At 73.3% G+C, this 21,823-nt stretch carries 20 protein-coding genes; 8 read left to right on the forward strand and 12 right to left on the reverse strand.

The features are described 5' to 3' along the window. Positions 1-3: 3 nt before the first annotated feature. Both ASG88_RS01995 and ASG88_RS02000 read left to right on the forward strand, forming a co-directional pair. Positions 4-594 carry a hypothetical protein gene (locus ASG88_RS01995; RefSeq protein WP_056885709.1) on the forward strand — a complete coding sequence of 197 codons (591 nt, stop codon included), beginning with the start codon at positions 4-6 and terminating at the stop codon, positions 592-594. Next, entirely contained in the window at positions 591-1,484 is an 894-nt protein-coding gene (locus ASG88_RS02000; RefSeq protein ID WP_056885710.1) for an LCP family protein, read from the forward strand. The genes ASG88_RS01995 and ASG88_RS02000 overlap by 4 nt, the downstream gene beginning before the upstream one ends. Here ASG88_RS02000 and ASG88_RS02005 read toward each other — a convergent pair. Both ASG88_RS02005 and ASG88_RS02010 read right to left on the reverse strand, forming a co-directional pair. After that, complete coding sequence (locus ASG88_RS02005) at positions 1,481-2,140, reverse strand: response regulator (RefSeq protein ID WP_235534685.1); 660 nt, start codon at positions 2,138-2,140, stop codon at positions 1,481-1,483. The genes ASG88_RS02000 and ASG88_RS02005 overlap by 4 nt on opposite strands. Then, the gene (locus ASG88_RS02010) at positions 2,130-4,394 is read right to left on the reverse strand and encodes a histidine kinase (RefSeq protein ID WP_056885712.1); all 2,265 of its coding nucleotides are present in this window, start codon (positions 4,392-4,394) and stop codon (positions 2,130-2,132) included. Before ASG88_RS02010 ends, ASG88_RS02005 begins: the two co-directional genes overlap by 11 nt. Positions 4,395-4,528: 134 nt before the next feature. Here ASG88_RS02010 and ASG88_RS02015 point away from each other — a divergent pair, with 134 nt between their 5' ends. After that, the gene (locus ASG88_RS02015; protein WP_056885713.1) at positions 4,529-5,059 is read left to right on the forward strand and encodes a SigE family RNA polymerase sigma factor; all 531 of its coding nucleotides are present in this window, start codon (positions 4,529-4,531) and stop codon (positions 5,057-5,059) included. Continuing rightward, entirely contained in the window at positions 5,052-6,209 is a 1,158-nt protein-coding gene (locus ASG88_RS02020; protein WP_056885714.1) for a hypothetical protein, read from the forward strand. Before ASG88_RS02015 ends, ASG88_RS02020 begins: the two co-directional genes overlap by 8 nt. Positions 6,210-6,280: 71 nt before the next feature. On the opposite strand, the gene ASG88_RS02025 is transcribed toward ASG88_RS02020, so the two are convergent. Next, positions 6,281-7,531 (reverse strand): calcium-binding protein, encoded by a 1,251-nt coding sequence (locus tag ASG88_RS02025; protein WP_056885715.1) that lies wholly within the window; start codon positions 7,529-7,531, stop codon positions 6,281-6,283. A gap of 71 nt (positions 7,532-7,602) precedes the next feature. Beyond that, positions 7,603-9,756, reverse strand: coding sequence for an NAD-dependent DNA ligase LigA (gene ligA, locus ASG88_RS02030; RefSeq protein WP_056885716.1), 2,154 nt, complete (start codon positions 9,754-9,756; stop codon positions 7,603-7,605). Between the two features lie 125 nt (positions 9,757-9,881). On the opposite strand from ligA, the gene ASG88_RS02035 reads away from it, so the two are divergent. From ASG88_RS02035 to ASG88_RS02045, 3 genes are all read left to right on the forward strand, one after another. After that, entirely contained in the window at positions 9,882-10,472 is a 591-nt protein-coding gene (locus ASG88_RS02035; protein WP_056885717.1) for a TetR/AcrR family transcriptional regulator, read from the forward strand. Positions 10,473-10,498: 26 nt separating this feature from the next. Then, on the forward strand, positions 10,499-12,124 hold the full coding sequence (locus tag ASG88_RS02040; RefSeq protein WP_056885718.1) for an MFS transporter: 1,626 nt from the start codon (positions 10,499-10,501) through the stop codon (positions 12,122-12,124). Positions 12,125-12,227: 103 nt separating this feature from the next. Continuing rightward, positions 12,228-12,848: an alpha/beta hydrolase gene (locus ASG88_RS02045; protein WP_056885719.1), complete on the forward strand. Its 621-nt coding sequence runs from the start codon at positions 12,228-12,230 to the stop codon at positions 12,846-12,848. Between the two features lie 98 nt (positions 12,849-12,946). On the opposite strand, the gene ASG88_RS02050 is transcribed toward ASG88_RS02045, so the two are convergent. Genes ASG88_RS02050 through ASG88_RS02060 form a run of 3 tightly spaced genes read right to left on the reverse strand, consistent with a single transcriptional unit; the run spans position 12,947 to position 16,267 of the window. Further along, entirely contained in the window at positions 12,947-13,936 is a 990-nt protein-coding gene (locus ASG88_RS02050) for a methionine synthase (protein ID WP_235534686.1), read from the reverse strand. Then, on the reverse strand, positions 13,933-15,051 hold the full coding sequence (gene mnmA, locus ASG88_RS02055; RefSeq protein ID WP_056885720.1) for a tRNA 2-thiouridine(34) synthase MnmA: 1,119 nt from the start codon (positions 15,049-15,051) through the stop codon (positions 13,933-13,935). Before mnmA ends, ASG88_RS02050 begins: the two co-directional genes overlap by 4 nt. Positions 15,052-15,058: 7 nt before the next feature. Continuing rightward, on the reverse strand, positions 15,059-16,267 hold the full coding sequence (locus ASG88_RS02060) for a cysteine desulfurase family protein (RefSeq protein WP_056885721.1): 1,209 nt from the start codon (positions 16,265-16,267) through the stop codon (positions 15,059-15,061). Positions 16,268-16,353: 86 nt separating this feature from the next. Between ASG88_RS02060 and ASG88_RS02065 the strand changes: the two genes are divergently transcribed. After that, entirely contained in the window at positions 16,354-17,610 is a 1,257-nt protein-coding gene (locus ASG88_RS02065; RefSeq protein WP_056885722.1) for a hypothetical protein, read from the forward strand. Positions 17,611-17,617: 7 nt separating this feature from the next. Here the strand turns inward: ASG88_RS02065 and ASG88_RS02070 are convergent, their stop codons facing one another. The 5 genes from ASG88_RS02070 to rplU form a co-directional block, all read right to left on the reverse strand. Beyond that, positions 17,618-18,268, reverse strand: coding sequence for a hypothetical protein (locus ASG88_RS02070; RefSeq protein WP_056885723.1), 651 nt, complete (start codon positions 18,266-18,268; stop codon positions 17,618-17,620). 10 nt (positions 18,269-18,278) lie between these two features. Further along, a complete protein-coding gene (proB, locus tag ASG88_RS02075; RefSeq protein ID WP_235534687.1) occupies positions 18,279-19,415 on the reverse strand; it encodes a glutamate 5-kinase in 1,137 nt (378 codons plus the stop codon). Then, a complete protein-coding gene (gene obgE, locus ASG88_RS02080; RefSeq protein ID WP_056885724.1) occupies positions 19,402-20,961 on the reverse strand; it encodes a GTPase ObgE in 1,560 nt (519 codons plus the stop codon). Before obgE ends, proB begins: the two co-directional genes overlap by 14 nt. Positions 20,962-21,048: 87 nt before the next feature. Next, the gene (gene rpmA, locus ASG88_RS02085) at positions 21,049-21,303 is read right to left on the reverse strand and encodes a 50S ribosomal protein L27 (RefSeq protein WP_056885725.1); all 255 of its coding nucleotides are present in this window, start codon (positions 21,301-21,303) and stop codon (positions 21,049-21,051) included. Positions 21,304-21,437: 134 nt separating this feature from the next. After that, entirely contained in the window at positions 21,438-21,755 is a 318-nt protein-coding gene (gene rplU / locus ASG88_RS02090) for a 50S ribosomal protein L21 (protein WP_056885726.1), read from the reverse strand. Positions 21,756-21,823 lie beyond the last annotated feature (68 nt).

Genomic DNA, 21,823 nt, shown 5'->3' on the forward strand with positions numbered 1-21,823 from the left:
GGCATGGGCCACCCACGACGTCGCGCCGCGTGCGTCGTCTCGACGGTCCTGGCCGCGTCCCTGCTCGCCGGGTGCAGCCCGTCGACGACCCCGGACCCGCCGTCGCCCCCGCAGCCGCAGACGGCGCTGGCCGTGGAGACGGTCTCGGGTGCCGGCGACCTCACGCAGGAGACCCGGACCGAGCTGGAGACCGAGGTCGGCGGCGTGCTGTCCGACTACGTGGTGGAGGCCTTCCTCGGGGACTTCCCCCGGGAGGACTTCGTGCAGGCGTTCGGCTCCTTCACCAGCGGGGCGGCGCGCCGCGCGGCGGGTGACATCGAGCAGCTCACCGCCGCCCGCGTGCAGGACGCGACCGCCGTCACGGCCACCGGGCTCGAAGCGCGGCTCTCCTTCCTCGTCGCGGCCCGCGACGTCGTCGGTGCGACCGCGGCCCTGGACCTCGCGTTCGACGCGACGATGCCGGACGGCACCACCCGACCGCTGTCGCTGCAGGGGCGGTTCCTCCTCGAGCGGACCGACGGGGACTGGGTCGTCTACGGCTACGACGTCGCGCTCGACGACGGCTCCGCGGTCGCCGCGGAGGTGACCCCGTGAGGCCGGGACGTCGGGTCGGCTGGGCCCTCGTCGTCGCCGTCGCGGCGCTCGTCCCCGGCCCGTCCGTGCAGCCCGCGACCATCAGCCTGACCACCGTCGAGACCGCCCGGACGGTCGACTTCGGCAACGGGGTCTTCTGGGTGCTCGCCCTCGGGTCGGACGCGCGTCCCGGCACGGAGGTGACCGAGGGCAACACGGACGCCATCCAGCTGATCGGCGTCGACCCCCAGGCGGGTCGGGCCGTCGCCCTCGGGATCCCGCGGGACTCCTGGGTGCAGCTGCCCGACGGGTTCGACCGCATCAACGCCGCGCTCGAGCAGGGCGGTCCGGAGCTGGCGGCCGCGGCCGTCAGCGACCTGGTGGGCATCACCCCGGACGTCGTGCTGGTCACCGGCTTCGAGGGGTTCACGTCCATGATCGGCGCGATCGACGGGGTGGTCGTCGACTCGCCGACGGCGTACCGCCTCGAGGACGTGGACCTCGACGTCCAGCGCGGTCCCAACGAGTTCGACCCCGAGCAGGCGCTCGACTTCGCCCGGAGCCGGGACGTGGCGGGCGGGGACTTTGCCCGCAGCGCCCACCACCAGCAGCTCCTGCTGGGGGTGCTCGAGGAGCTGCGGGACCGCGCCGACGAGCCCGGGCTGATGGAGTCCGCCGCGCTGGCCGCCATCGGCGGGATGGAGACGGACCTCTCCCCCGGTGAGCTCTACCGCCTGTCCCAGGCGGTCACGCTCGTCGACCCGCGACGTGTGACGGCCTGCGTGATCGGCGGGACCCCGTTCACCACGGCCGGGGGCGCCCTCGTGATCGACCCCGACCGGGAGCAGGCAGCGGCCCTCGGCCGGGACGCGGCGGACGACGTGCGGCTGCAGGGCGGCTGCCGGGACTAGAGACCGAGCCCGGCGTCGCGCGCCCGCACGATGGCCTGGGCGCGGTGGGCGACCTGGAGCTTGGCGAAGATGTTGCTGGCGTGGTTGCGCACCGTCTTGACCGACAGGCTCAGCTGGCGGGCGATCTCCATGTTCTCCTTGCCCTCGGCGATCAGGCCGAGGACGACCCGTTCCCGGTCCGTGAGCTCGGGGAAGACATCGGCCGCGGGCCGCGACCTGGCCGAGCGGAAGTAGCCCATGACCCGGTCGGCGATCCCCGGACCGAAGATGACCTCGCCGGCACCGACCGCCTCGATGGACCGGACGACCTCGCTGCGTCGCGCACCCTTCAGCAGGTAGCCCCGTGCGCCGGCGCGCACCGCCGCGAAGACGGAGTCCTCGTCCTCCATCATCGTGAGCACCAGCACGCTGATGTGCGGCGACGACGAGACGATGCGCTCGGTGGCCTCGACCCCGTTGAGCAGGGGCATCTGGAGGTCCATGAGCACGACGTCCGGCTGCAGGTCCAGGGCCATCGCCACCGCCGCGCGCCCGTCCCCCGCGTGGCCGACCACCTCTATGGAGGGCGCGGCGGACAGCAGCGCCTCGACCCCGCGACGGAACTCCTCGTGGTCGTCCACGACCAGCACCCGCACCGGCTCCATCTCAGTCCTCACCCTCGGACGCCGCGATCGGCAGCACCGCCTCGACCGTCGTGCCGGAGCCGGCACCTGACGTCACGGTGCACGTGCCGCCCACCTCCTCGGCCCTCTCCCTCATGGAGAACAGACCTACACCCGGGGCATGGCCGGGGGCCACCCCCGTCCCGTCGTCCCGGACCCGGACGTGCAGCGCGGTCGCGTCCCGGGTCAGCGAGACCACGCAGGTGCGGGCGCCGCTGTGCCGCGTCGCGTTGGTGACGGCCTCCACCACGATCCGGTACGCCGCGACCTCGACGGCGGCGGGCAGCGGCTCGAGGTCTTCCGGCGCCTCGACGGACCACACCATGACGGGCCGTACGCCGCCCGCGTGCCCGCCCTGGTTGTGGTCCCCGGCCCGTTGGCGCAGGGCCGACACCAGGCCGAACTGGTCGAGGGCCGGCGGGCGCAGTCCGTCGACCAGGCGTCGTACCTCCGTGATCTCGTCGCGCGCCAGGTCCGCGAGCCGGGCGACCAGCGCGGTGGCCCGTGCGGGGTCGTCGACGATGAGGTCCTCGGCCGTCTCGAGCTGCATCGCGAGGGACGCCAGGGAGGGGCCGAGGCCGTCGTGGAGGTCGCGACGGATCCGCCGCCGCTCCTCCTCCCGCGCGGTGATGAGGTGCTGGCGGGAGCGCTGGAGCTCGCGGTTGATGGTGACGGCCTGGACCAGCGCACCCACCTGGGTGCCGACGTCCTCGAGGAGGCGTCGGTCCCCGGGACCGAACGGGTCGCGCCCCGGGTCCACCTCCAGGCGCAGCCGACCGAGGACGGCACCGCCCACGGCGAGGTCGACGGTGACCGGCGTTCCCCGGGGACGGCCGACCTCGGTCGTGACCGCCGGCGCGCCGTCCGTGCCGAACACCTCGATCGCCGCGTGGGACAGGTGCAGGCGCCGGGTCAGCAGGTCCAACGTCTCGCCCAACGCCTCCCCCGGGGGCGCCAGCGGGTCGAGGCGGCGCAGGTCGGAGACCACGCGTCGCGGGAAGTCGCGGTCCCCGTAGACCAGCCGACGTGCCCAGCGCTGCAGCGCGACCGCCACGGGGAGGAGGACCAGGGCCGCCAGCCCACCCACGAGCATCGACCCCACGGAGATGTCGGCGGCCAGGTCGAGGGCCCCGGCGATGGCGACGAAGGCCACGCCCGCCAGGGCCACGACCAGGGCCTGCACGAGCGCCCGACGCACTGCCGGCTCGATCTCGTCGACGCGGTAGCGGGTCACCGCGATGCCGAGGCTGCCCACCAGGAGGGGCACGAGCAGCAGGCCGAGCACCGCGCCGGACACGGCCGGATCGCGGGAGACGACGCGCGGCAGCACCTCGAGGAGGCCCCACCCGACAGCCGCGGCCCCGATGCCGAGCGCGACCAGCCGGGTGGCGAGCAGCTCCTCCCGGTCATCGGTCCGGCGGTGGGCCACGATCGCCCCGGCCAGGGCGGCGACCAGGCAGGCGACCAGCGCCGGCCCGAGCACCGTGGCCCGCACGAGGGTGCGGGCAAGCGCGTCGTCGGCCCCGGGCAGGGACAGGACGAGCCACACGACGTACGCCGCGACCGGCACGGCCGCGGCCACCAGGACGGCCCACCGCCGGCGCAGGGGCCGACCCGGCGTCAGGGTGAGGACCGCGAGGAGCAGGCAGCCGAGTCCGGCCGCCCCGAGGGCCTCACCGGCCGCGTGCGGCCACACGCCTCGCCCGCCCGCCAGGTCGACGGGCCCCAGCCCCCAGGGGGACGCCGTGAGGGCGCAGGGCACGAGGGCGGTCCCGGCCAGGAAGGCTCGCGCGGCGAGGTCCTCCGGACGCCGCCACAGGACCAGCGACCCCACCACCAGCAGCACGAGGGCGAGGGCGACGGCAGCCGGGTTTCCGCGCACGGCCGCCACCACGGGGTAGCGCACCAGGGTGACCCCGACGACGAGCTCCACGTCGAGGGCCTGGCCGGGACGCTGGACGCGGTACTCCACCACGTCGCCCACGTCGCGATCCGGGACCTCGCCGCCCTGCCACTCCGAGAGCGTGCGCCCGTCGACGGCGACGACGAGGTCCCCCTCACGCAGCGGGGAGTCGCCGTAGACCCGCACCACCTCGACCGGCTCCACCCAGCCGTCACGATCCGGGTCGAGCGTCGTGGAGGTCAGGGACGCGCCGTCGACCGGCCCGGCCAGCAGCGCCGCCGCGAACCAGACGCACGGCAGCGCCCAGGCGACGGCGACCAGCAGCAGCCTGCGAGCGCGCGACATCGTGCGCTCATGGTGCCCCCGACGGCGCGCTCCGGGGAAGCCGACCGGTCGGGCATGATCGCCATCCCCGGTGCGTCCAACCTCTGCGGCTCACGCGGCATCTCTTGGGGTGACGATCCCTGCGAGGAGGACTGATGGCTCGACCACCCAGTGGCCTGGGGCACGACGGCGACTTCACCGAGTTCGTGCACGCCAGCTGGCCGGGGCTCTACCGGACGGCGTACCTGCTCGTCGGTGACCGCGAGCTGGCCGAGGACCTGGCCCAGACCGCCCTGGCCAAGACGTACGCCGCATGGACGCGAATCGACGACCGGTCCGCGGCCCCGGCCTACGCGCGGCGCACCCTCGTCAACACCGCGGCATCCTGGTTCCGCAAGAAGGGCTGGCGCAACGAGCTCCCGAGCGACGAGCTCCCCGAGCTGGGGCACGCCACGGACCCCAGCACGCGACCCGCCGTGCTGGAGGCTTTGCGCCGGCTACCGCCGCGACAACGATCGGTCGTCGTCCTCCGCTACTACGAGGACCTCTCGGTCGCCGAGACCGCCGACGCGCTCGGCTGCTCGACCGGGACGGTCAAGAGCCAGACCTTCGAGGCCTTCGCCAAGCTGCGCGTGCTGCTGGGCGATGCCGTCATTCCCGAGACGCTGGGAGCCCACCGTGACTGACCGACTTTCCGCCCTGCTGCGCGACGAGGCCGCCGCCCTCGACATCCCGCCGGTCGACCACGCCGCCATCCTCGGCCGTGGTCAGCAGGCCCGGACTCGTCGACGCGCCACCGTGTTCCTCGCTGCCGCCGCGGTCGTCGCCGTCGTCGGCACGGGCGCCGCGCTGGGCCTCAACGGCTCCGACGACGGCCGAGCTGGCAAGGCCACCGACTCCGTCGCGAGCAGTGGCCCGTCGCACGGCGTCGTGGCCTACGGCGCCGGCTCGACAGTCGTCGTCGACGGCGCGACCGCCACCGTTCCCGACACCCTGCACTCGCTCCACTACACGTCGGTCGGCGTGCTGACCCGCAGCAATCCGAACGACGGTGCTTCCTCCGGCTCGGGGCCGGAGAGCCTGACGCTGGTCGCCACCGACGGCAGCACGACCGACCTCGGCAGGATCCCGGAGGGAGTCGGCCCCGCCACGGACCCCGACGAACCGGTCTATGCGCTGGCCGAGAAGTCGGGCGACGGCTTCCGGGTCGTCGTCCGCGATGCGCTCTCGGGCGACGAGGTGGGCTCGGTCCCGTTGCCGGACCTCCCCATGAGCTACTGGGCGGTCCCGCCGCTCGCCCTCGACGGCGACGTCGTCTACGCGGGGTTCCAGGACGAGGCCTACGCCGTCGACTGGCGCACGGGCGAGATGCAGCAGGCGGCCGGACTGGGCGGCGGGATACCCGAGGTCCGAGGCGGATTCGCGCTGTCCTACGGCGAGGAGCTCGACGAGGAACGCGGCGCACTCGACCTGGTCGTGTCGGTCGTGGACGCAGCCACCGGCGACGTCGCCCTCGTCGTCCCGCTGGAGGAGGATGACTACGGCTTCGGCAGCCTCTCCCCCGACGGGACGCACCTGCGCTTCACCCTGGAGTCGGGGATGACCCAGGACGGTGAGCTCGTCGAGCCCGACGGCGTCGACGTCTACGACATCGCCACGCAGGAGCGCGTGACCTTCGCCGGCGACGGTTGGGGTTGGACGTCCCGCGGCTCCCTGTTCCGGGTGGAGGGGACGTCACTCGAGATCTGCGACCCACTCACCGGCACGTGCACCACCGAGACCGGCCCGGAGATCGGGAGCGACGTGCGGCTCGGCGGGAAGGCGTACGAGAGCTGACCTCGACGCGGCAGCGGCGGTGGCGGTCCCGTGGGTCGCCACCCCCGCTGTGCGCACTGCGGGTGGACCACTCAGCAGCTCTGGCGCCGCTCGATCAGCTTGCAGCGGTCCTTGCCGCTCTTGCCGAAGCCGATGTCGAAGCCGGCGCCGCCGATCAGGGTGTCCCGCAGGTTGGAGCCGGTGATGACGTCGGCCCCGCCGCGGGCCTTGATGATCGCCCCGAAGTCGGGATGGGCGTCGATGACCTCGCCCTTCATCGTGCCCTTGTAGATCGTCCTGGCGTTGGCGGGGAGCGACACCTCGGTGAAGCTCTGGAACTTGCCGCTCACCGCGACGGGCTGGAGCCTGGTGACCTTGGTGAGGCCCTTGCGCTGGTCGATGCGCACCGTCGGGAAGGCGGCCGGGTTGGCGTAGGCCACCATCCGCAGCTTGTCCTGACCGCTGTTGCCCACGACCTGGAAGCCGGACTCCCCGGGCACCGGGACGGTCACGGTGTCGCCACCCGAGCCGCCCTTGATCGCCAGCCGGTTGAGCGAGGTCGACGAGATGGCGTCGACGCCGGGGCCACCCAGCAGGGTGTCGTAGCCGGCGACGCTGACGATCTGGTCGCCGCCGGAGCCGCCGTCCACGAAGTCGGCCCCGGCGCTGTCGTCACCGTCGGGGAGGATCCGGTCGTCGTCGTCCTGGCCGTAGATCTGGTCGTCGCCGCCGCGCCCGATGAGCACGTCCTCCTGGTAGGTCCCCCGGATGACGTCGTTGAACGCGGTCCCCACGAAGCGCAGCCCGGAGCCGGCCGCCACGGCGATGGTGTCGGCGCCGTGCGCCCCGACCGTCGCCGGGGTGGTGCGCAGGTCGACGACCGCGGCGGCCGGCGCGTCGGCGTACGTCACGGTGTCGGGCATGGCGACGATGCCGGGGGAGACGGGCCGGGCGTCGTAGCCGGGGTCGACGGTGTCGTTGCCGGCGCCCGGGTCGATGACGTCGCCCTCCTTGTGCACCAGGCCGAACCGGTCGGTCCAGTAACGGTCCGTGCCGCCGAGGATCGCGTCGTCGTCGGCGCCACCGAAGATCCGGTCGGTCCCCTCGCCACCGCAGATGACGTCGTTGCCACCCAGGCCGCGGACGGTGTCGTTGCCGTCGCCGGCCACGATGACGTCGCGACGGTCGGTGCCCTCGATCGTGTTGGCCCGGGCGTTGCCGACGATGGTGGCCCGGAGCCCCCCGCACGAAGCGGCTGCGGCGTCTGCGGCGGTCGTCGTGGTCATGGCGAGGCCCGGCACGAGCAGGCCGAGCGTGAGTGCAGCGGACGGGACGAAACGCATGTGGGACCCCCAGAGAGTGTTGTCCCTCACCTCATGTCCGTCCCGCCGGGCCGCCAAACGTCGTCCCGGCCTCAGACCTCGTCGGGCGCCTCCGCGGCGACCGGCTCCGGCCCGTGCGCGAGCAGGCGCTCGAAGCCGGCCTCGTCGAGGATCGTGAGGCCGAGCTGCTCGGCCTTGTCGGCCTTGGAGCCGGCGTTGTCGCCGACCACGACGTAGTCGGTCTTCTTGGAGACCGACCCCGATGCCTTGCCGCCGCGCACGATGATCGCCTCCTTGACGGAGTCGCGCGTGTAGGACTCGAGCGAGCCGGTGACCACGATGGTGAGCCCCTCCAGGGTGCGCGGCACGGACTCGTCGCGCTCGTCGGCCATCGTCACGCCGGCGGCCTCCCAGGCGTCGACGATCGCGTTGTGCCAGCCCGCGTTGTCGCCGACCTCGTCGGTCTCGGCGTCCCCCGCGCTGCTGCCGTGGAACCACTCCCGGACGGACGCAGCGATCGTCGGCCCCACGCCGTCGGTGTTGGCGAGGGTCTCCTCGTCGGCCTCCCGGACCGCGGCCATCGAGCCGAAGCGGGTGGCGAGGGCACGAGCCGCGGTGGGCCCGACGTGCCGGATCGACAGCGCGACCAGCACCCGCCACAGCGGGACCCCGGCCTTGCGCTCGTGCAGGTTGGCGAGCAGCCGGGCGCCGTTGGCGCTGAGCTGCGGCCCCTCCTCGTCCTTCTTGGGCGCCCGGGTGAAGAGCGGGGCGGTCAGCAGTGCCGCCTCGTCGAGGTCGAAGAGGTCGCCCTCGTTGGTGATCGCCCCGGCGTCGAGCAGCGCCGCCGCCGCCTCGTAGCCGAGGCCCTCGATGTCGAAGGCACCGCGCCCGGCGACGTGGAACACCCGCTCGCGCACCTGGGCGGGGCACTTCTCGTGGTTGGGGCAGCGGAGGTCCTTGTCGCCCTCCTTCTGCTGGGCCAGCGTGGTGCCGCAGGCCGGGCACTCGGTCGGCATCACCCACTCGGCGGCGTCGTCGGGCCGCAGCGCGAGCACCGGGCCGACGATCTCGGGGATCACGTCACCGGCCTTGCGCAGCACGACGGTGTCGCCGGGGCGGACGTCCTTGCGCCTGACCTCGTGGGCGTTGTGGAGGGTGGCGTTCTCGACCGTCGATCCCGCGACCCGGGTGGGCTCCATGACGCCGTACGGCGTGACACGGCCGGTGCGGCCGACGTTGACCTCGATGGACAGCAGCTTGGCGTTGACCTCCTCGGGCGGGTACTTGTAGGCGATCGCCCAGCGCGGTGCCCGGCTCGTGGACCCGAGCCGACGCTGCAGCTGCACGTCGTCGACCTTGACGACCACGCCGTCGATCTCGTAGCCCACGATGGTGTGGCGGTGCTCGCCGACGTGCTCGACGTAGGCGCGCACCTCCTCGATCGTCGGGACGACCCGGACCTGGTCGGAGGTCGGCAGCCCCCAGGTGCGCATCGCGGCGTACGACGCGGACTGCGCGACGGGCTCGAAGCCCTCGCGCGCGCCGAGGCCGTGGCAGACCATGCCGAGCGCCCGGGTGGCCGTGACCCGGGGGTCCTTCTGCCGCAGCGACCCGGCCGCGGCGTTGCGCGGGTTGGCGAAGAGCGGCTTGCCGGCGTCGGCCATCGAGGCGTTGAGCCTCTCGAAGGCCTCGGCCGGCAGGAAGACCTCGCCGCGGACCTCGACCAGCGCGGGCACGGGCAGGTCGTCGGCGCCGGTGAGGCGGTGCGGGACGGAGTCGATGGTCTTGACGTTGGGGGTGACGTCCTCGCCGGTGCGCCCGTCGCCGCGGGTGAGCGCGCGCACCAGCCGCCCGTGCTCGTAGAGGAGGTTGATGGCCAGGCCGTCGACCTTGAGCTCGCAGAGCAGGTCGGGCGACTCCACGCCGTCGCGGGCGAGCCGGGAGTACCACGCGTCGAGCTCGTCGAAGGAGAAGGCGTTGTCGAGGCTCTCCATGCGCTGGAGGTGGTCGACGGCGGTGAACTCCGTCGAGACGGCCCCACCCACGGTCTGGGTCGGCGAGTCGGGGGTGCGGAGCTCCGGGTGCGCCTCCTCGAGGGCCTCGAGCTCGCGCAACCGGAGGTCGAAGTCGGCGTCCGACAGGGTCGGGTCGTCGAGGACGTAGTAGCGCCAGCGAGCGTCCTCGACCTGCTCGCTGAGCTCCTGGTGACGCTCCCGGGCGTCGGCGGGGGCGGGCTCCACGGTCATGGGCACAGTCTGCCCTCCCCCACCGACGACGCGGCGCACGACCGGGCAGGACCGCACAGGGCGTCGTACGACGACTGGTCCAGACCAGAGGGAATGCCGGATGGAACGAAGGTGTTCCATCCCGCATGACCCCAGCAGAGACCACCGCCCGACCCCGGGTGGAGGGTGACCGTGAGCAGGAGATCCTCGACACCGCCCTCGAGGTCCTCGCCGAGGTCGGTTACGACCGTCTCACCATGGATGCCGTGGCGACCCGCGCCAAGGCGTCGAAGGCCACGCTCTACCGGCGCTGGACCAACAAGCTGACCCTGGTCATCGACGCCCTCGTCGCGCAGAAGGCGGCCCCCGAGCCGCCGGACACCGGCTCCCTGCGCGGCGACCTCGCGGCGGCGTACTGCGGCTTCGGCGGGCTCACCGACCGCCACACCGTCAGCCGCTTCACCAGCGTCCTCACCGCCATCAGCCGGGACCCCGAGTTCGCCGCGGCCTACCGCACGCAGGTGCTCGGGCCGAAGGTCGCGCAGTCCATCGCGATCTTCGAGCGGGCCCGGGACCGCGGCGAGCTGCGCGACGACGTCGACATCTCCCTGATCGCCCCCGCCCTGCCGGGCATCGTCCTCCACCGCTTCCTCATGCTCGGCGAGCCGCCGAGCCCCGACCTCATCGATCGCGTCATCGACCAGATCATCCTGCCCGCGGCCGTCGCCGCGAGCTGACTCCACTCCACACCCGAAGGAACACCATGTCCGACCAGACCCAGGCCACGGAGCCCGTGGAGGTCACCCCCGAGCAGCACAAGCGGCTCCGGTGGGCACTCATCCTCATCTCGCTGGCCCAGCTGATGGTGGTGCTCGACTCCACCATCGCCAACATCGCCCTCCCCTACATCGGCGAGGACCTCGACATCGACCAGGCCAACCTCCAGTGGATCGTCACGGGCTACGCCCTGACCTTCGGCGGGTTCCTGCTGCTCGGCGGACGGCTGGCCGACCTCTACGGACGCCGCCGGATCTTCATCATCGGCGTGCTCGTCTTCGCCCTCGCCTCGCTCCTCGGAGGGATCGCCCAGAACGAGTTCATGCTCCTCGCGGCCCGGGCCTTCCAGGGCACCGGCGCGGCGCTGGCCTCCCCCGCCGCCCTGGCGCTGATCACGACGACCTTCCCGGCCGGCAAGGAGCGCAACCGCGCCTTCGCCGTGTACGCCGCGATGGCCGGCGTCGGTGCGGCCGTCGGCCTGCTCCTCGGGGGTTGGCTGACCGGCCTCGACGACCCGCTGGGCATCGCGGGCTGGCGCTACACCTTCCTCATCGTCGTCCCGATCGGCGTCTTCGCCGCCGTGCTCGCTCCCCGCTACTTCGACGAGTCCGAGCGCCACACCGGCTGGCTCGACATCCCCGGCGCCATCACCGGCACCGGCGGCCTGCTCGCCGTCGTCTACGGCCTCTCGCTCGCGGGTCAGGAGGCGCACGGCTTCGACGACAGCACGACCATCATCAGCCTGGCGATCGGCATCGCGCTGCTCGGCGTCTTCCTGCTGGTCGAGTCGCGCGTCGAGCACCCGCTCATGCCGTTCCGGATCTTCAAGTCCAAGAACCGCGCCGCCGCGTTCGCGGTGATGATGATCGTCCCGGCCGCGATGTTCGCGATGTTCTTCTTCCTGTCGCTGTTCATCCAGCAGGTCGTGGGCTACTCCCCGCTCAAGACCGGCGTCGCGTTCCTGCCCTTCTCGATCGCCATGATCATCTCGGCGACGGCGGCGTCCAAGCTCATCAGCCACGTCGACCCGCGCTGGCTGTCCGGCATCGGCACGCTGCTCTCGGCGGCCGCGCTCTACGGCTTCAGCCGGATCACGGTGCCCGAGGACCCGGCCTCGATCCTGGGCTCGCTGCCCGCCTCGGTGGGCGGTCAGGGCGTCCCGATCGGGGACGGGGTCAACTACTGGACGCAGATCCTGCCGTTCATCGTGCTGATGGCCTTCGGCATGGGGCTCAACTTCGTGCCGCTGACCCTGGTCGCCGTGCACCACCTGCGGGCCCAGGACACCGGGATCGGCTCGGGTGTGCTCAACACCATGCAGCAGGTCGGTGGCGCGCTCGGTCTTGCCACCCTCAGCACGGTGTCGCTGCACTTCGCCCAGACCCGCGCGGACGAGATCGCACCGTCGATCGCGGCGGCCGCGCCGGGGATGGACGAGGCCGCGCTCGGTCAGCTGGCCAGCCTCGGCGCCTTCACCGAGGGCGCGACGATGGCCTTCGCCACCGGCGCGATCATGATGCTGGCCGCCTCGGCGATCGTGTGGATCTTCCTCGACGTCAAGCACGAGGAGCTGGCCACCGAGGACGCCCCCGAGGGCGTCCACGTCGGCTGATCGCTGCTCCACCCGCCGTAACGGCTCCGACCCGCCCGCCTCCCGGGGGCGGGTCGGAGTCGTCCCACCCATCCACCGCCACCTGCCGCTCCGAAGGAGCACCGTGACCGAGCCGCTGCTGACGAGGTACGACGCCCCCGGGCGCCCCGACGCGCTGATCCTGATGCTGCACGGCGGCACACCGCGCTCCACCCAGCCGGTCGACGGCCGCAGCGCCTCCTGGCGCCGGGCGGCGTGGATGCAGCGCTCCATCGCCGCGCGGGCCCACGAGGCCGGTGCGGGTGTGTGGCTGGTGCGCTACGGCGAGCGCGGCTGGAACGGCGGCGCCGACCGGCCCGCCGACGCGCGCTGGGCGCTCGACCGGGTGCGGGCCGAGCACGGGGACGTGCCCGTGGTGCTGCTCGGCCACTCCATGGGCGCCCGGGTGGCCGTCCACGTCGCCGACGACCCGTCGGTGGTGGGCGTCGTCGGGCTCGCGCCCTGGTGGTCGGCGCAGGATCCGGTGCGCACCCTCGCCGGCCGGTCCCTGGTCGCCGCCCACGGCCGCCGGGACCGGATCACGTCGTACGCCGAGACCGCGAGGTACGTCTCCCGCGCGAGCGGGGTCGCCGCCGACGCCACGTTGCACGACATGGGAGCGCTGGGCCACTACATGCTCACCGGCGTGGCCCGCTGGAACGACGTGGCGATCGACTCCGCACTGCGCCTGCTCGACCCGGCCTAGGGCTCCTCCTCGGCTGGGTAGTCGGGGACGGTCTCGTCGGTCGAACCGCACGTCCACCTACCGGTTCGTCCCCAACTACGGCGCGGCCGGGGGACGGGTCAGAGGTGGCCGGCGACGACGCCGGAGAGGTGCAGCGCCTGCCGCGACCAGTCGTACGACGCACCGGCGAGGCCGCAGGACGGCGTCACGACCAGACGGGGCAGGGCCTCCTCGTGGTCGAGGCCCAGCATGTCGAGCCAGCGCAGCACCCGCTCGGTGAGGGCCGTGTCGGTGGGGACGCTCCCCGGCTCGGTCGACGGCACGATGCCGATCGCGACGGTCCGGCCGGCCTCGATGAACTCGGCGAAGTGGTCGAGGTCCTCGGGGCGCAGCACGTCGAGGTCGGCGGACAGCCCCAGCGCTCCGGCGCCGTGCACGAGCGACCACGGCACTCCGGGGGCGCACGAGTGCACCCACGGCTCGGCCCCCGCCTCGGTGATCGCCGTCAGCACCCACTCCAGCGCCTGGGATGCCTCGGGGAGGTCGACGCGACGCAGCCGGCCGAAGCCGGACACCGTCGGCACCTGGCCGCCGAGGACCGCGGGCAGGGCCGGCTCGTCGACCTGCACGACCAGCCGCTCGCAGCCGGGCAGCCGGCGACGCAGGTCCGCGACGTGGTCGCGCACGCCCTCGGCGAGCGCCTGCGCGAGGTCGCGACGGGCGCCGTGGTCGGAGAGGATCTTGTCGCCGCGCGGCTTCTCCACCGTCGCGGCCAGCGTCCACGGACCGCACACCTGCGCCTTGAACGGACCGGCGTGCCCCTGGGCCTGCTCCTCGACCTGGTCGAGGTCCTGGGCCAGCAGCGACCGCGCCCGGCGGTGGTCGACGCCCGGGGCGTCGGTGAGCCGCCACCCGGCGGGCTGGAGGTCGGCGCCGAGACCGGCGACCACGGCGAGCCCGCGGCCGGTCATCGATGCTCCCGCGCCACGTCCGGGCATCTCGGGGACGTGTGGGAGGGAGAGCTCGCCGAGCACGACCCGCACCGCCTCGGCGTACTCCCGGTCGTCGGTGCCGGGCATCGACCCGACACCGCTGGCGAGGGCGCTCACGCGAGCGCCTCCGAGCGGGCCGTGGCGCTGATGGTCGCCGAGCCGACGACCCGGCTGCCGTCGTAGACCACGGCGGCCTGGCCGGGGGCGATGCCCTCGGCGGGGTCGAGGAGCTCGATGGCGACCCGCTCGCCACCGTCCTCGACGGTCACGACGGCGCGGTGCTCGGCGCCGTGGGCGCGCAGCTGGACGGTCACGCCGGGTCCCGCGAGCAGGGAGGGGACGGTGCCGCACCAGCGCGGCCGGATGCCGGTGATCCGGTCGACCTGCAGGCCCTCGCGGGGACCGACGGTGACCGTGCCGGAGACCGGCTCGATGTCGAGCACGAAGCGCGGCCTGCCGTCGGGTGCCGGGCGGCCGATCCGCAGGCCGCGGCGCTGGCCGATGGTGTAGGCGACGGTGCCCTCGTGCTGCCCGAGCACCTCCCCCGAGGCGGCGTCGACGATGTCGCCGCCGGTGTTGGGGTTGCGGTCGCCGAGCTTGTCGCGCAGCCAGCCGGCGTTGTCGCCGTCGGCCACGAAGCAGATGTCGTGCGAGTCAGGCTTGTCCGCCACCAGCAGCCCGCGCCGGGCGGCCTCCTCGCGCACCAGCGGCTTGCCGGTGTCGCCGAGCGGGAAGAGCGAGTGCGCCAGCTGCTGCTGGTCGAGGACGCCGAGGACGTAGGACTGGTCCTTGCCGTGGTCGACCGCGCGGTGCAGCTCGATGAGCCCGTCGTCCCCGGTGCGCAGCTGGGCGTAGTGACCGGTGGCGACGGCGTCGAAGCCCAGCGCCAGCGCGCGGTCGAGCACGGCGGCGAACTTGATCTTCTCGTTGCAGCGCAGGCACGGGTTGGGCGTGCGGCCGGCGGCGTACTCGTCCATGAAGTCCTCGACCACGTCCTCGTGGAAGCGGTCGGAGAGGTCCCAGACGTAGAACGGGATGCCGATGACGTCCGCCGCGCGGCGGGCGTCGTTGCTGTCCTCGATCGTGCAGCAGCCACGGGCGCCCGTGCGGTACGACGCGGGGTTGCGCGAGAGCGCGAGGTGGATGCCGGTCACGTCGTGGCCGGCCTCGACGGCACGGGCGGCGGCGACGGCCGAGTCGACCCCGCCGGACATGGCGGCGATGATCCTCATCGCGGCCTCACCGGGGCCGGGCCGCGCGGGCGCGCTCCACGACCGGACCGATCGCCTCGACGAGGGCGTCGACGTCGGCGGCGGTGGAGGTGTGGCCGAGCGAGAAGCGCAGCGAGTGGCGGGCCTGGTCGGCGTCGCAGCCCATGGCCAGCAGCACGTGGGACGGCTGCGGGACTCCGGCGCTGCACGCCGAGCCGGTGGAGCACTCGATGCCGCGGGCGTCGAGCAGCATGAGCAGCGAGTCGCCCTCGCACCCCGGGAAGCCGATGTGGGCGTTGCCCGGCAGCCGGCCACCGGCCTCGCCGTCGAGGGCGGCATCGAGCACGGCGCCGTGCAGGTGGGCGTCGGGCACGACCTCGACCACCCGGCGGACCAGGTCGTCGCGCAGCGCGGCCACGCGCTCGGCGTGCTCGGGCTGGGCCTTGACCGACGCCTCGATGGCCGCGGCGAGGCCGGCGATGGCCGGCGGGTCAAGGGTGCCGCTGCGGATGTCGCGCTCCTGCCCGCCCCCGTGCACGAGCGCGGAGACGCGCAGGTCACGGCGTACGACGAGGGCGCCGACGCCGTAGGGGCCGCCCACCTTGTGGCCGGTGAAGCTGAGGGCGTCCACGCCGGACGCCTCGAAGTCGACCGGGACCTGTCCGACGGCCTGGACCGCGTCGGTGTGGACCGGGATGCCGTGCTCAGCGGCGAGCGCCACCACCTCGTCGAGGGGCTGGAGGGTGCCGACCTCGTTGTTGGCCCACATCACCGACACGAGGGCCACCGAGGCGGGGTCGCGCTCGATGCTGGCGCGCAGCGCACCGACGTCGAGCCGGCCGCGCTCGTCCACCGGCAGCAGCTCGACCTCGGCGCCGTCGTCGGAGGCCAGCCAGTCCAGCGGGTCGAGGACGGCGTGGTGCTCGACCGCGGTGGACAGGATCCGGACGCGTCGTGCGTCCTCGCCGCGACGGGCCCAGAAGATGCCCTTGAGGGCCAGGTTGTCGGCCTCGGTGCCGCCGGAGGTGAAGACCACGTCGCCGGGACGACAGCCGAGCGAGCGGGCGATCGTCTCCCGCGCCTCCTCCACGACCCGGCGCGCCGAGCGGCCGGAGGCGTGCAGCGAGTTGGCGTTGCCGACCGCGCCCAGCTGGGCGGTCATCGCGTCCAGCGCGACGGGCAGGATCGGCGTCGTCGCGGCGTGGTCGAGGTAGACGGTGGGCCCGGGCGTGGTCATGACCTGCCAAGCCTACGCGCGGGGTGCCTGAGGTCCATCTCGGCGTTCACGCCCGGGCCGTCCGGGGGCCACCTAGGCTCCCGCCCATGTGGCTGATGTCCCGGGTCATCATCGTGTGCCTGCTCCTCCTCGGCACCGGAGCCTGCTCGGCGGGCGCGCGTCCCAGCGGTCCGGCACCCGCCGAGCCGCTCAGTGCGGGCGAGCTGCGGCTGGCGGCCTCGGCCCTCGTCGAGCGACGCGAGGACGCCCTGCGCGAGGGGGACCGGGAAGCGTTCATGTCCACCGTGGACGAGGACGAGCTGCAGTTCACGGCCACGCAGGCCCGCCTGTTCGACAATCTCGCCGCCATGCCGGTCGACGGCCTGCGGCTCGACCTCGTGCAGGACGGTGCCGCGCACGACGAGGCCGATGGCGGCGAGCTCCACCTGCCCGTCGACTTCACCATCCGGCTCGACGGCTTCGAGACGCGCAGCGTGACGCGGAGGCTCCTCTACACGATCCGGCAGGCCGACGGCGAGGTCGTGCTCGTCGACGACCGCGACGCCGCGGCTGATCGGCGGACGGGCTGGCTCCCGGACCCGTGGGACGTCGCCCACCTCGTGGTCCGCGAGAGCGGGCCGATCCTCGGCTTCTTCGACGAGGAGACCGCGCCCTACGCCACCGCCGTGATGAGCGACCTCAGGGCGTCACAGGAGACCGTCCTCGCGGCCGTCCCGGGCTGGTCCGGGCGCGTCGTGGCCTACGACATCTCCGACCTCACCGCCCTGGAGGGGCGGACCCCGATGGATGTCCAGGAGACGGGCGGGGTCGCGTACGCCGTCCCGGTCCGCCCGGGCTCGAGCAGGATCGCGGCATACCGGTTCATCGTCAATCCCGCCGTGGCCCACAACGGCCTGCAGCGGGAGTTCCTGCTGCGTCACGAGCTGGCCCACGTGGCACTGGCGAGCAGGGACGACCAGAGCCCCCGGTGGCTGACTGAGGGCGCGGCCGAGTACGTGTCGCGCAGCCACTACTCCGCCGCGCAGCAACGGCGCATGGCGGCGTACGTCCTGTCCTTCCTCGACACCTCCGCACCCGCCCTGGCCGACAGCGCGGAGTTCTACGTCGACGCCGAGGCGAACTACGCGCTGGCCGCCGCCGCCTGTACCTACCTCGTGGCGACTCGCGGGCCGCAGGTGCTGTGGAGGCTGATGGACGCCTTCACCGCGGAGCGGTCCAGCCGCCCCCGGCGGGCCGGGACCCTGTCGGCGGCGCAGATCGATGCCGTTCTCGTCCGGGAGATCGGCCTGGACGAGCGGGAGCTGGTCGGGGCCGCACTCACGTGGGCGATCACGGGCGGCTGAGCAGGGCTCACTCCGCCATCGGGCCCGCGAGCCACGGGTGGTCGGCGCGCTCGCGGCGTACGGCGTCGCGCAGCCAGGCCTGCGCAGGGGCGTCGAGCAGCGGCCACGCGACCTCGAGGTCGACGGTGTCCTTCGGCCGGTTCAACCGCGCCTTGTGGTGCAGCACGACCTCGGGCCGCATGTAGCGGACGCCGTCGTCGGCCACCCAGGTGACGTCCGCGAGCGGTACGACGTGCGCCTCGTCGCGCCGGCTCACCCAGAGACCGTCGCGGTCCTCCGACAGGATGCAGTCGAGGAACCACGGCGCGCTCGCGTGGTCACGCGGCCACACCTGGCCCGCCTCGCCGTGCGGCTCGGGCCAGTCGTCGTTGACCGGGCGGATCGCCCCGCCGCCGGCGCTCCAGACGTGGTGCCGGTCGCCCACGTGGGTGCGCAGCAGGGGCAGGTCGCGGGCCCAGATCACCAGGTCGATGTCCTCGTGACGTCGCCCGACGCCGGTGAAGGCCTCGATGGCCCAGCCGCCGACGACCCACCACTCCCCCGGGTAGCCGGCCATGAAGGCCGCCGTGCCGGCCGGGTCGAGGGCGTCCCACTCGCCGTACAGGCGTCGGAAGGCCTCCTCCTCGGCGACCTCCGCGGGGGTCGGCTGCCAGGTCACCGGGTCCTCCTCAGAGCAGCACGAGGTCGTCGCGGTGCACGACCTCGCGCTCGTACGCCGCGCCCAGCGCGTCCTTGAGCTCCCGGCTGGAGCGGCCCAGCAGCTCGGGGAGCTCGTCGGCGTCGAAGTTGACCAGGCCCCGGGCGACCGCGACACCGGTCGGGCCGAGCAGGTCCACCGGGTCGCCGGCGACGAACGACCCGTCCACCGCGACGACCCCGGCGGCCAGCAGGGAGGCACCCCGTTCGGTCACCGCACGGACCGCGCCGGCGTCCAGGGTGACCGTGCCCTTGGCGTCGGTGGCGTGGGCGAGCCAGAGCATCCGGGTGGGCCGTCGGCCGCCGGTGGCGTGGAACAGGGTGCCCACGGCGGCGCCGCCCAGCGCGGCCGACGCCTGGTCGGCGGCGGTCAGCACGACCGGAATGCCGGCCCCGGTGGCGATCCGCGCGGCCTCCACCTTGGTGACCATGCCGCCCGTGCCGACGCCGGCGGCGCCCGGCGCGCCGATGGTGACCGCGTCGAGGTCGGCGGCGGAGCGTACGTCGGGCAGCAGCCGCGCCCCCGGACGGCTCGGCGGGCCGTCGTACAGGCCGTCGACGTCGGAGAGCAGCACGAGCAGGTCGGCGTGCACGAGGTGCGCGACCAGGGCCGCGAGGCGGTCGTTGTCACCGAAGCGGATCTCCGAGGTCGCGACGGTGTCGTTCTCGTTGACGATCGGCAGGACGCCGAGCTCGAGGAGCTTGGCGAAGGTCTGGTAGGCGTTGCGGTAGTGCGCGCGCCGGGTGACGTCCTCGGCGGTCAGGAGCACCTGGCCGGTGACCAGCCCGTGCCGGGCGAACTCCTCCTGGTAGCGGTGGGCCAGCAGCCCCTGCCCCACGCTGGCGGCGGCCTGCTGGGCCGCGAGCGACCGGGGGCGGCGAGTGAGGCCGAGCGGTGCCAGGCCGGCCGCGATGGCGCCGGAGGAGACCAGCACCACCTCGGCGCCGCGCCCGCGGGCGGCGGCGAGCACCTCGACGAGCTGGCGGACCCGGGCCGGGTCGATGCCGCCGGCCGCGGTCGTCAGCGAGGACGAGCCGACCTTGACCACGACCCGGCGCGCCCCGGCGACCAGGGTCGCCCGGTCGACGGTCGGGTCAGTCCTCGTCACTGCCGTCCCAGTCGGGGTCGTCCGCCGAGCCGATCTCGTAGGACATCGGGCCGATGCCCGAGCTGGTGACCGTCTGCGGGGCGGTCTTGGTGCGGTCGATGCGCCGGGCCACGTCGGCGCGGGTCTCGGTCTCGGAGCGCTCGGGCATCTGCTCCTGGATGTCGCGGCGACGGGTGGCGGAGGGGCGCTCCTCGCGGAGGCGCTCGTCCTCACCACGGCGACCCAGCATCTCGGCGCCGGCCTCGACGCTGGGCTTGAAGTCGAAGACGACGGCGTTGTTCTCGTGGCCGATGATGACCGCGTCGCCCTCCTGGGCACCGAGCTTGACGAGCTTGTCCTCGATGCCGAGGCGGTTGAGCCGGTCGGCCAGGAACCCGACGGCCTCTTCGTTGCTGAAGTCGGTCTGGCGCACCCAGCGCTCCGGCTTGACGCCGCGCACGCGCCAGCCCTCGGGCGACTCGGCGATGGAGAAGTCTCCGCCGCCGTCGACCGACGGCGGGCGGATGACGATGCGGGTCGCCTCGACCACGGGGAGCTCGGCCCGCGAGCGGGCGACGATCTCGGCCATCGCGAAGGTGAGGGCCTGCATGCCGGCGCCGGAGGCGGCACTGACGGGGAAGACGCGCAACCCGCGCTCGGCGAGGTCGTCCCGGACCATCTCCGCGATCTCGTGGCCGTCGGGGACGTCGACCTTGTTGAGGGCGACGAGCCGCGGACGGTCCTCGAGGCCGCCGTAGCGGGACAGCTCGTTCTCGATCACGTCGAGGTCGTCGAGCGGGTTGCGGCCCGGCTCGATGGTCGCGGTGTCGATGACGTGCACCAGGGCCGCGCAGCGCTCGATGTGGCGCAGGAAGTCGTGGCCGAGACCGCGACCGTCGGCGGCACCCTCGATGAGGCCAGGCACGTCGGCGACGGTGAACGTCGTGTCGCCGGCGCGGACGACGCCGAGGTTGGGCACCAGCGTGGTGAACGGGTAGTCGGCGATCTTGGGCCGGGCCCGCGACATCGCGGCGATCAGGCTGGACTTGCCCGCGCTGGGGAAGCCGACGAGGCCGACGTCGGCGACGACCTTGAGCTCGAGGCGTACGTCGATCTCGTCGCCGGGCTCGCCGAGGAGCGCGAAACCGGGTGCCTTGCGCTTGCTGCTCGCCAGCGCGGCGTTGCCGAGGCCGCCGCGGCCGCCGGCCGCGATGACCATCTCGGTGCCGGCGCCGACCATGTCGCCGAGGATCGTGCCGTCGAGGGTCTTGACCAGCGTGCCGTCGGGCACCGGCAGCACCATGTCGGAGCCGTGCGCCCCGTTGCGGTGCGCACCGGCGCCGTGGCCGCCGTGCTCGGCCTGGCGCTTGTTGCCGTGGTGGTAGTCGATCAACGTCGTGACGTCGGGGTCGACGCGCAGGATCACCGACCCGCCGGGGCCGCCGTTGCCGCCGTCGGGGCCGCCGAGGGGCTTGAACTTCTCACGGTGGACCGACGCGACGCCGTTGCCGCCCCGACCCGCACTGATGTGCAACGTGACCTGGTCGATGAAGGTCGGGACAGCCATGGTTTCGCTTCCGGTAGTGGAGAAATGCGTGAAGGGCGTCCCCGGTCCAGGAACGCCCTCCGCGGTGGAGTCAGTGTCGCTGCAGCGTCACTCGCCGGGGACGATGTTGACGACCTTGCGGCCACGCTTGGTGCCGAACTCGACGGCACCCGCCTGCAGCGCGAACAGGGTGTCGTCGCCGCCACGGCCCACACCCGAACCCGGGTGGAAGTGCGTGCCCCGCTGGCGGACGATGATCTCGCCGGCGTTGACGGTCTGGCCGCCGAAGCGCTTCACACCGAGGCGCTGGCTGTTGGAGTCGCGACCGTTCTTGGTGGACGCGGCGCCCTTCTTGTGAGCCATGAGTTCAGTCCTTCTACGTGGGTGTCGTGCGTGATACGGGACGAGCCCGGGAAATCTGGGCGGCAGTGTGGCGGCGAAGCCGACACTCTCGCCCCATCGAACGGGTGGCGGCGAAGCCGACACGCTCGCCCAAATTATGCCGACAGGCTGATGTCGGTGACCTTGACCTGGGTGTACTTCTGGCGGTGACCCTGGCGCTTCTTGTAGCCGGTCTTGTTCTTGTACTTCTGGATGACGATCTTGGGACCCTTGGTGGCGCCGAGGATCTCGACGGTCACGGCAGCCTTGTCCAGGCCGGTCGCGGTCACGGTCTCGCCGTCGACCACCATCACGACGGGGAGAGTCAGGGTGCTGCCGACCGTGTTGGCCTTCAGGTCCATCTTGTCGATCTCGATGACGTCGCCAACAGCAACCTTCTGCTGCTTGCTGCCACTGCGCACAACTGCGTACACGGCGGACTCACTCTCCTCGGGTCTTCATGGATGCCGCGCGGAATCGCCGCGGGCAAAAGTCAGGTGGC

The organism is Nocardioides sp. Soil777 (assembly GCF_001428425.1).
GTDB lineage: Bacteria > Actinomycetota > Actinomycetes > Propionibacteriales > Nocardioidaceae > Nocardioides > Nocardioides terrigena.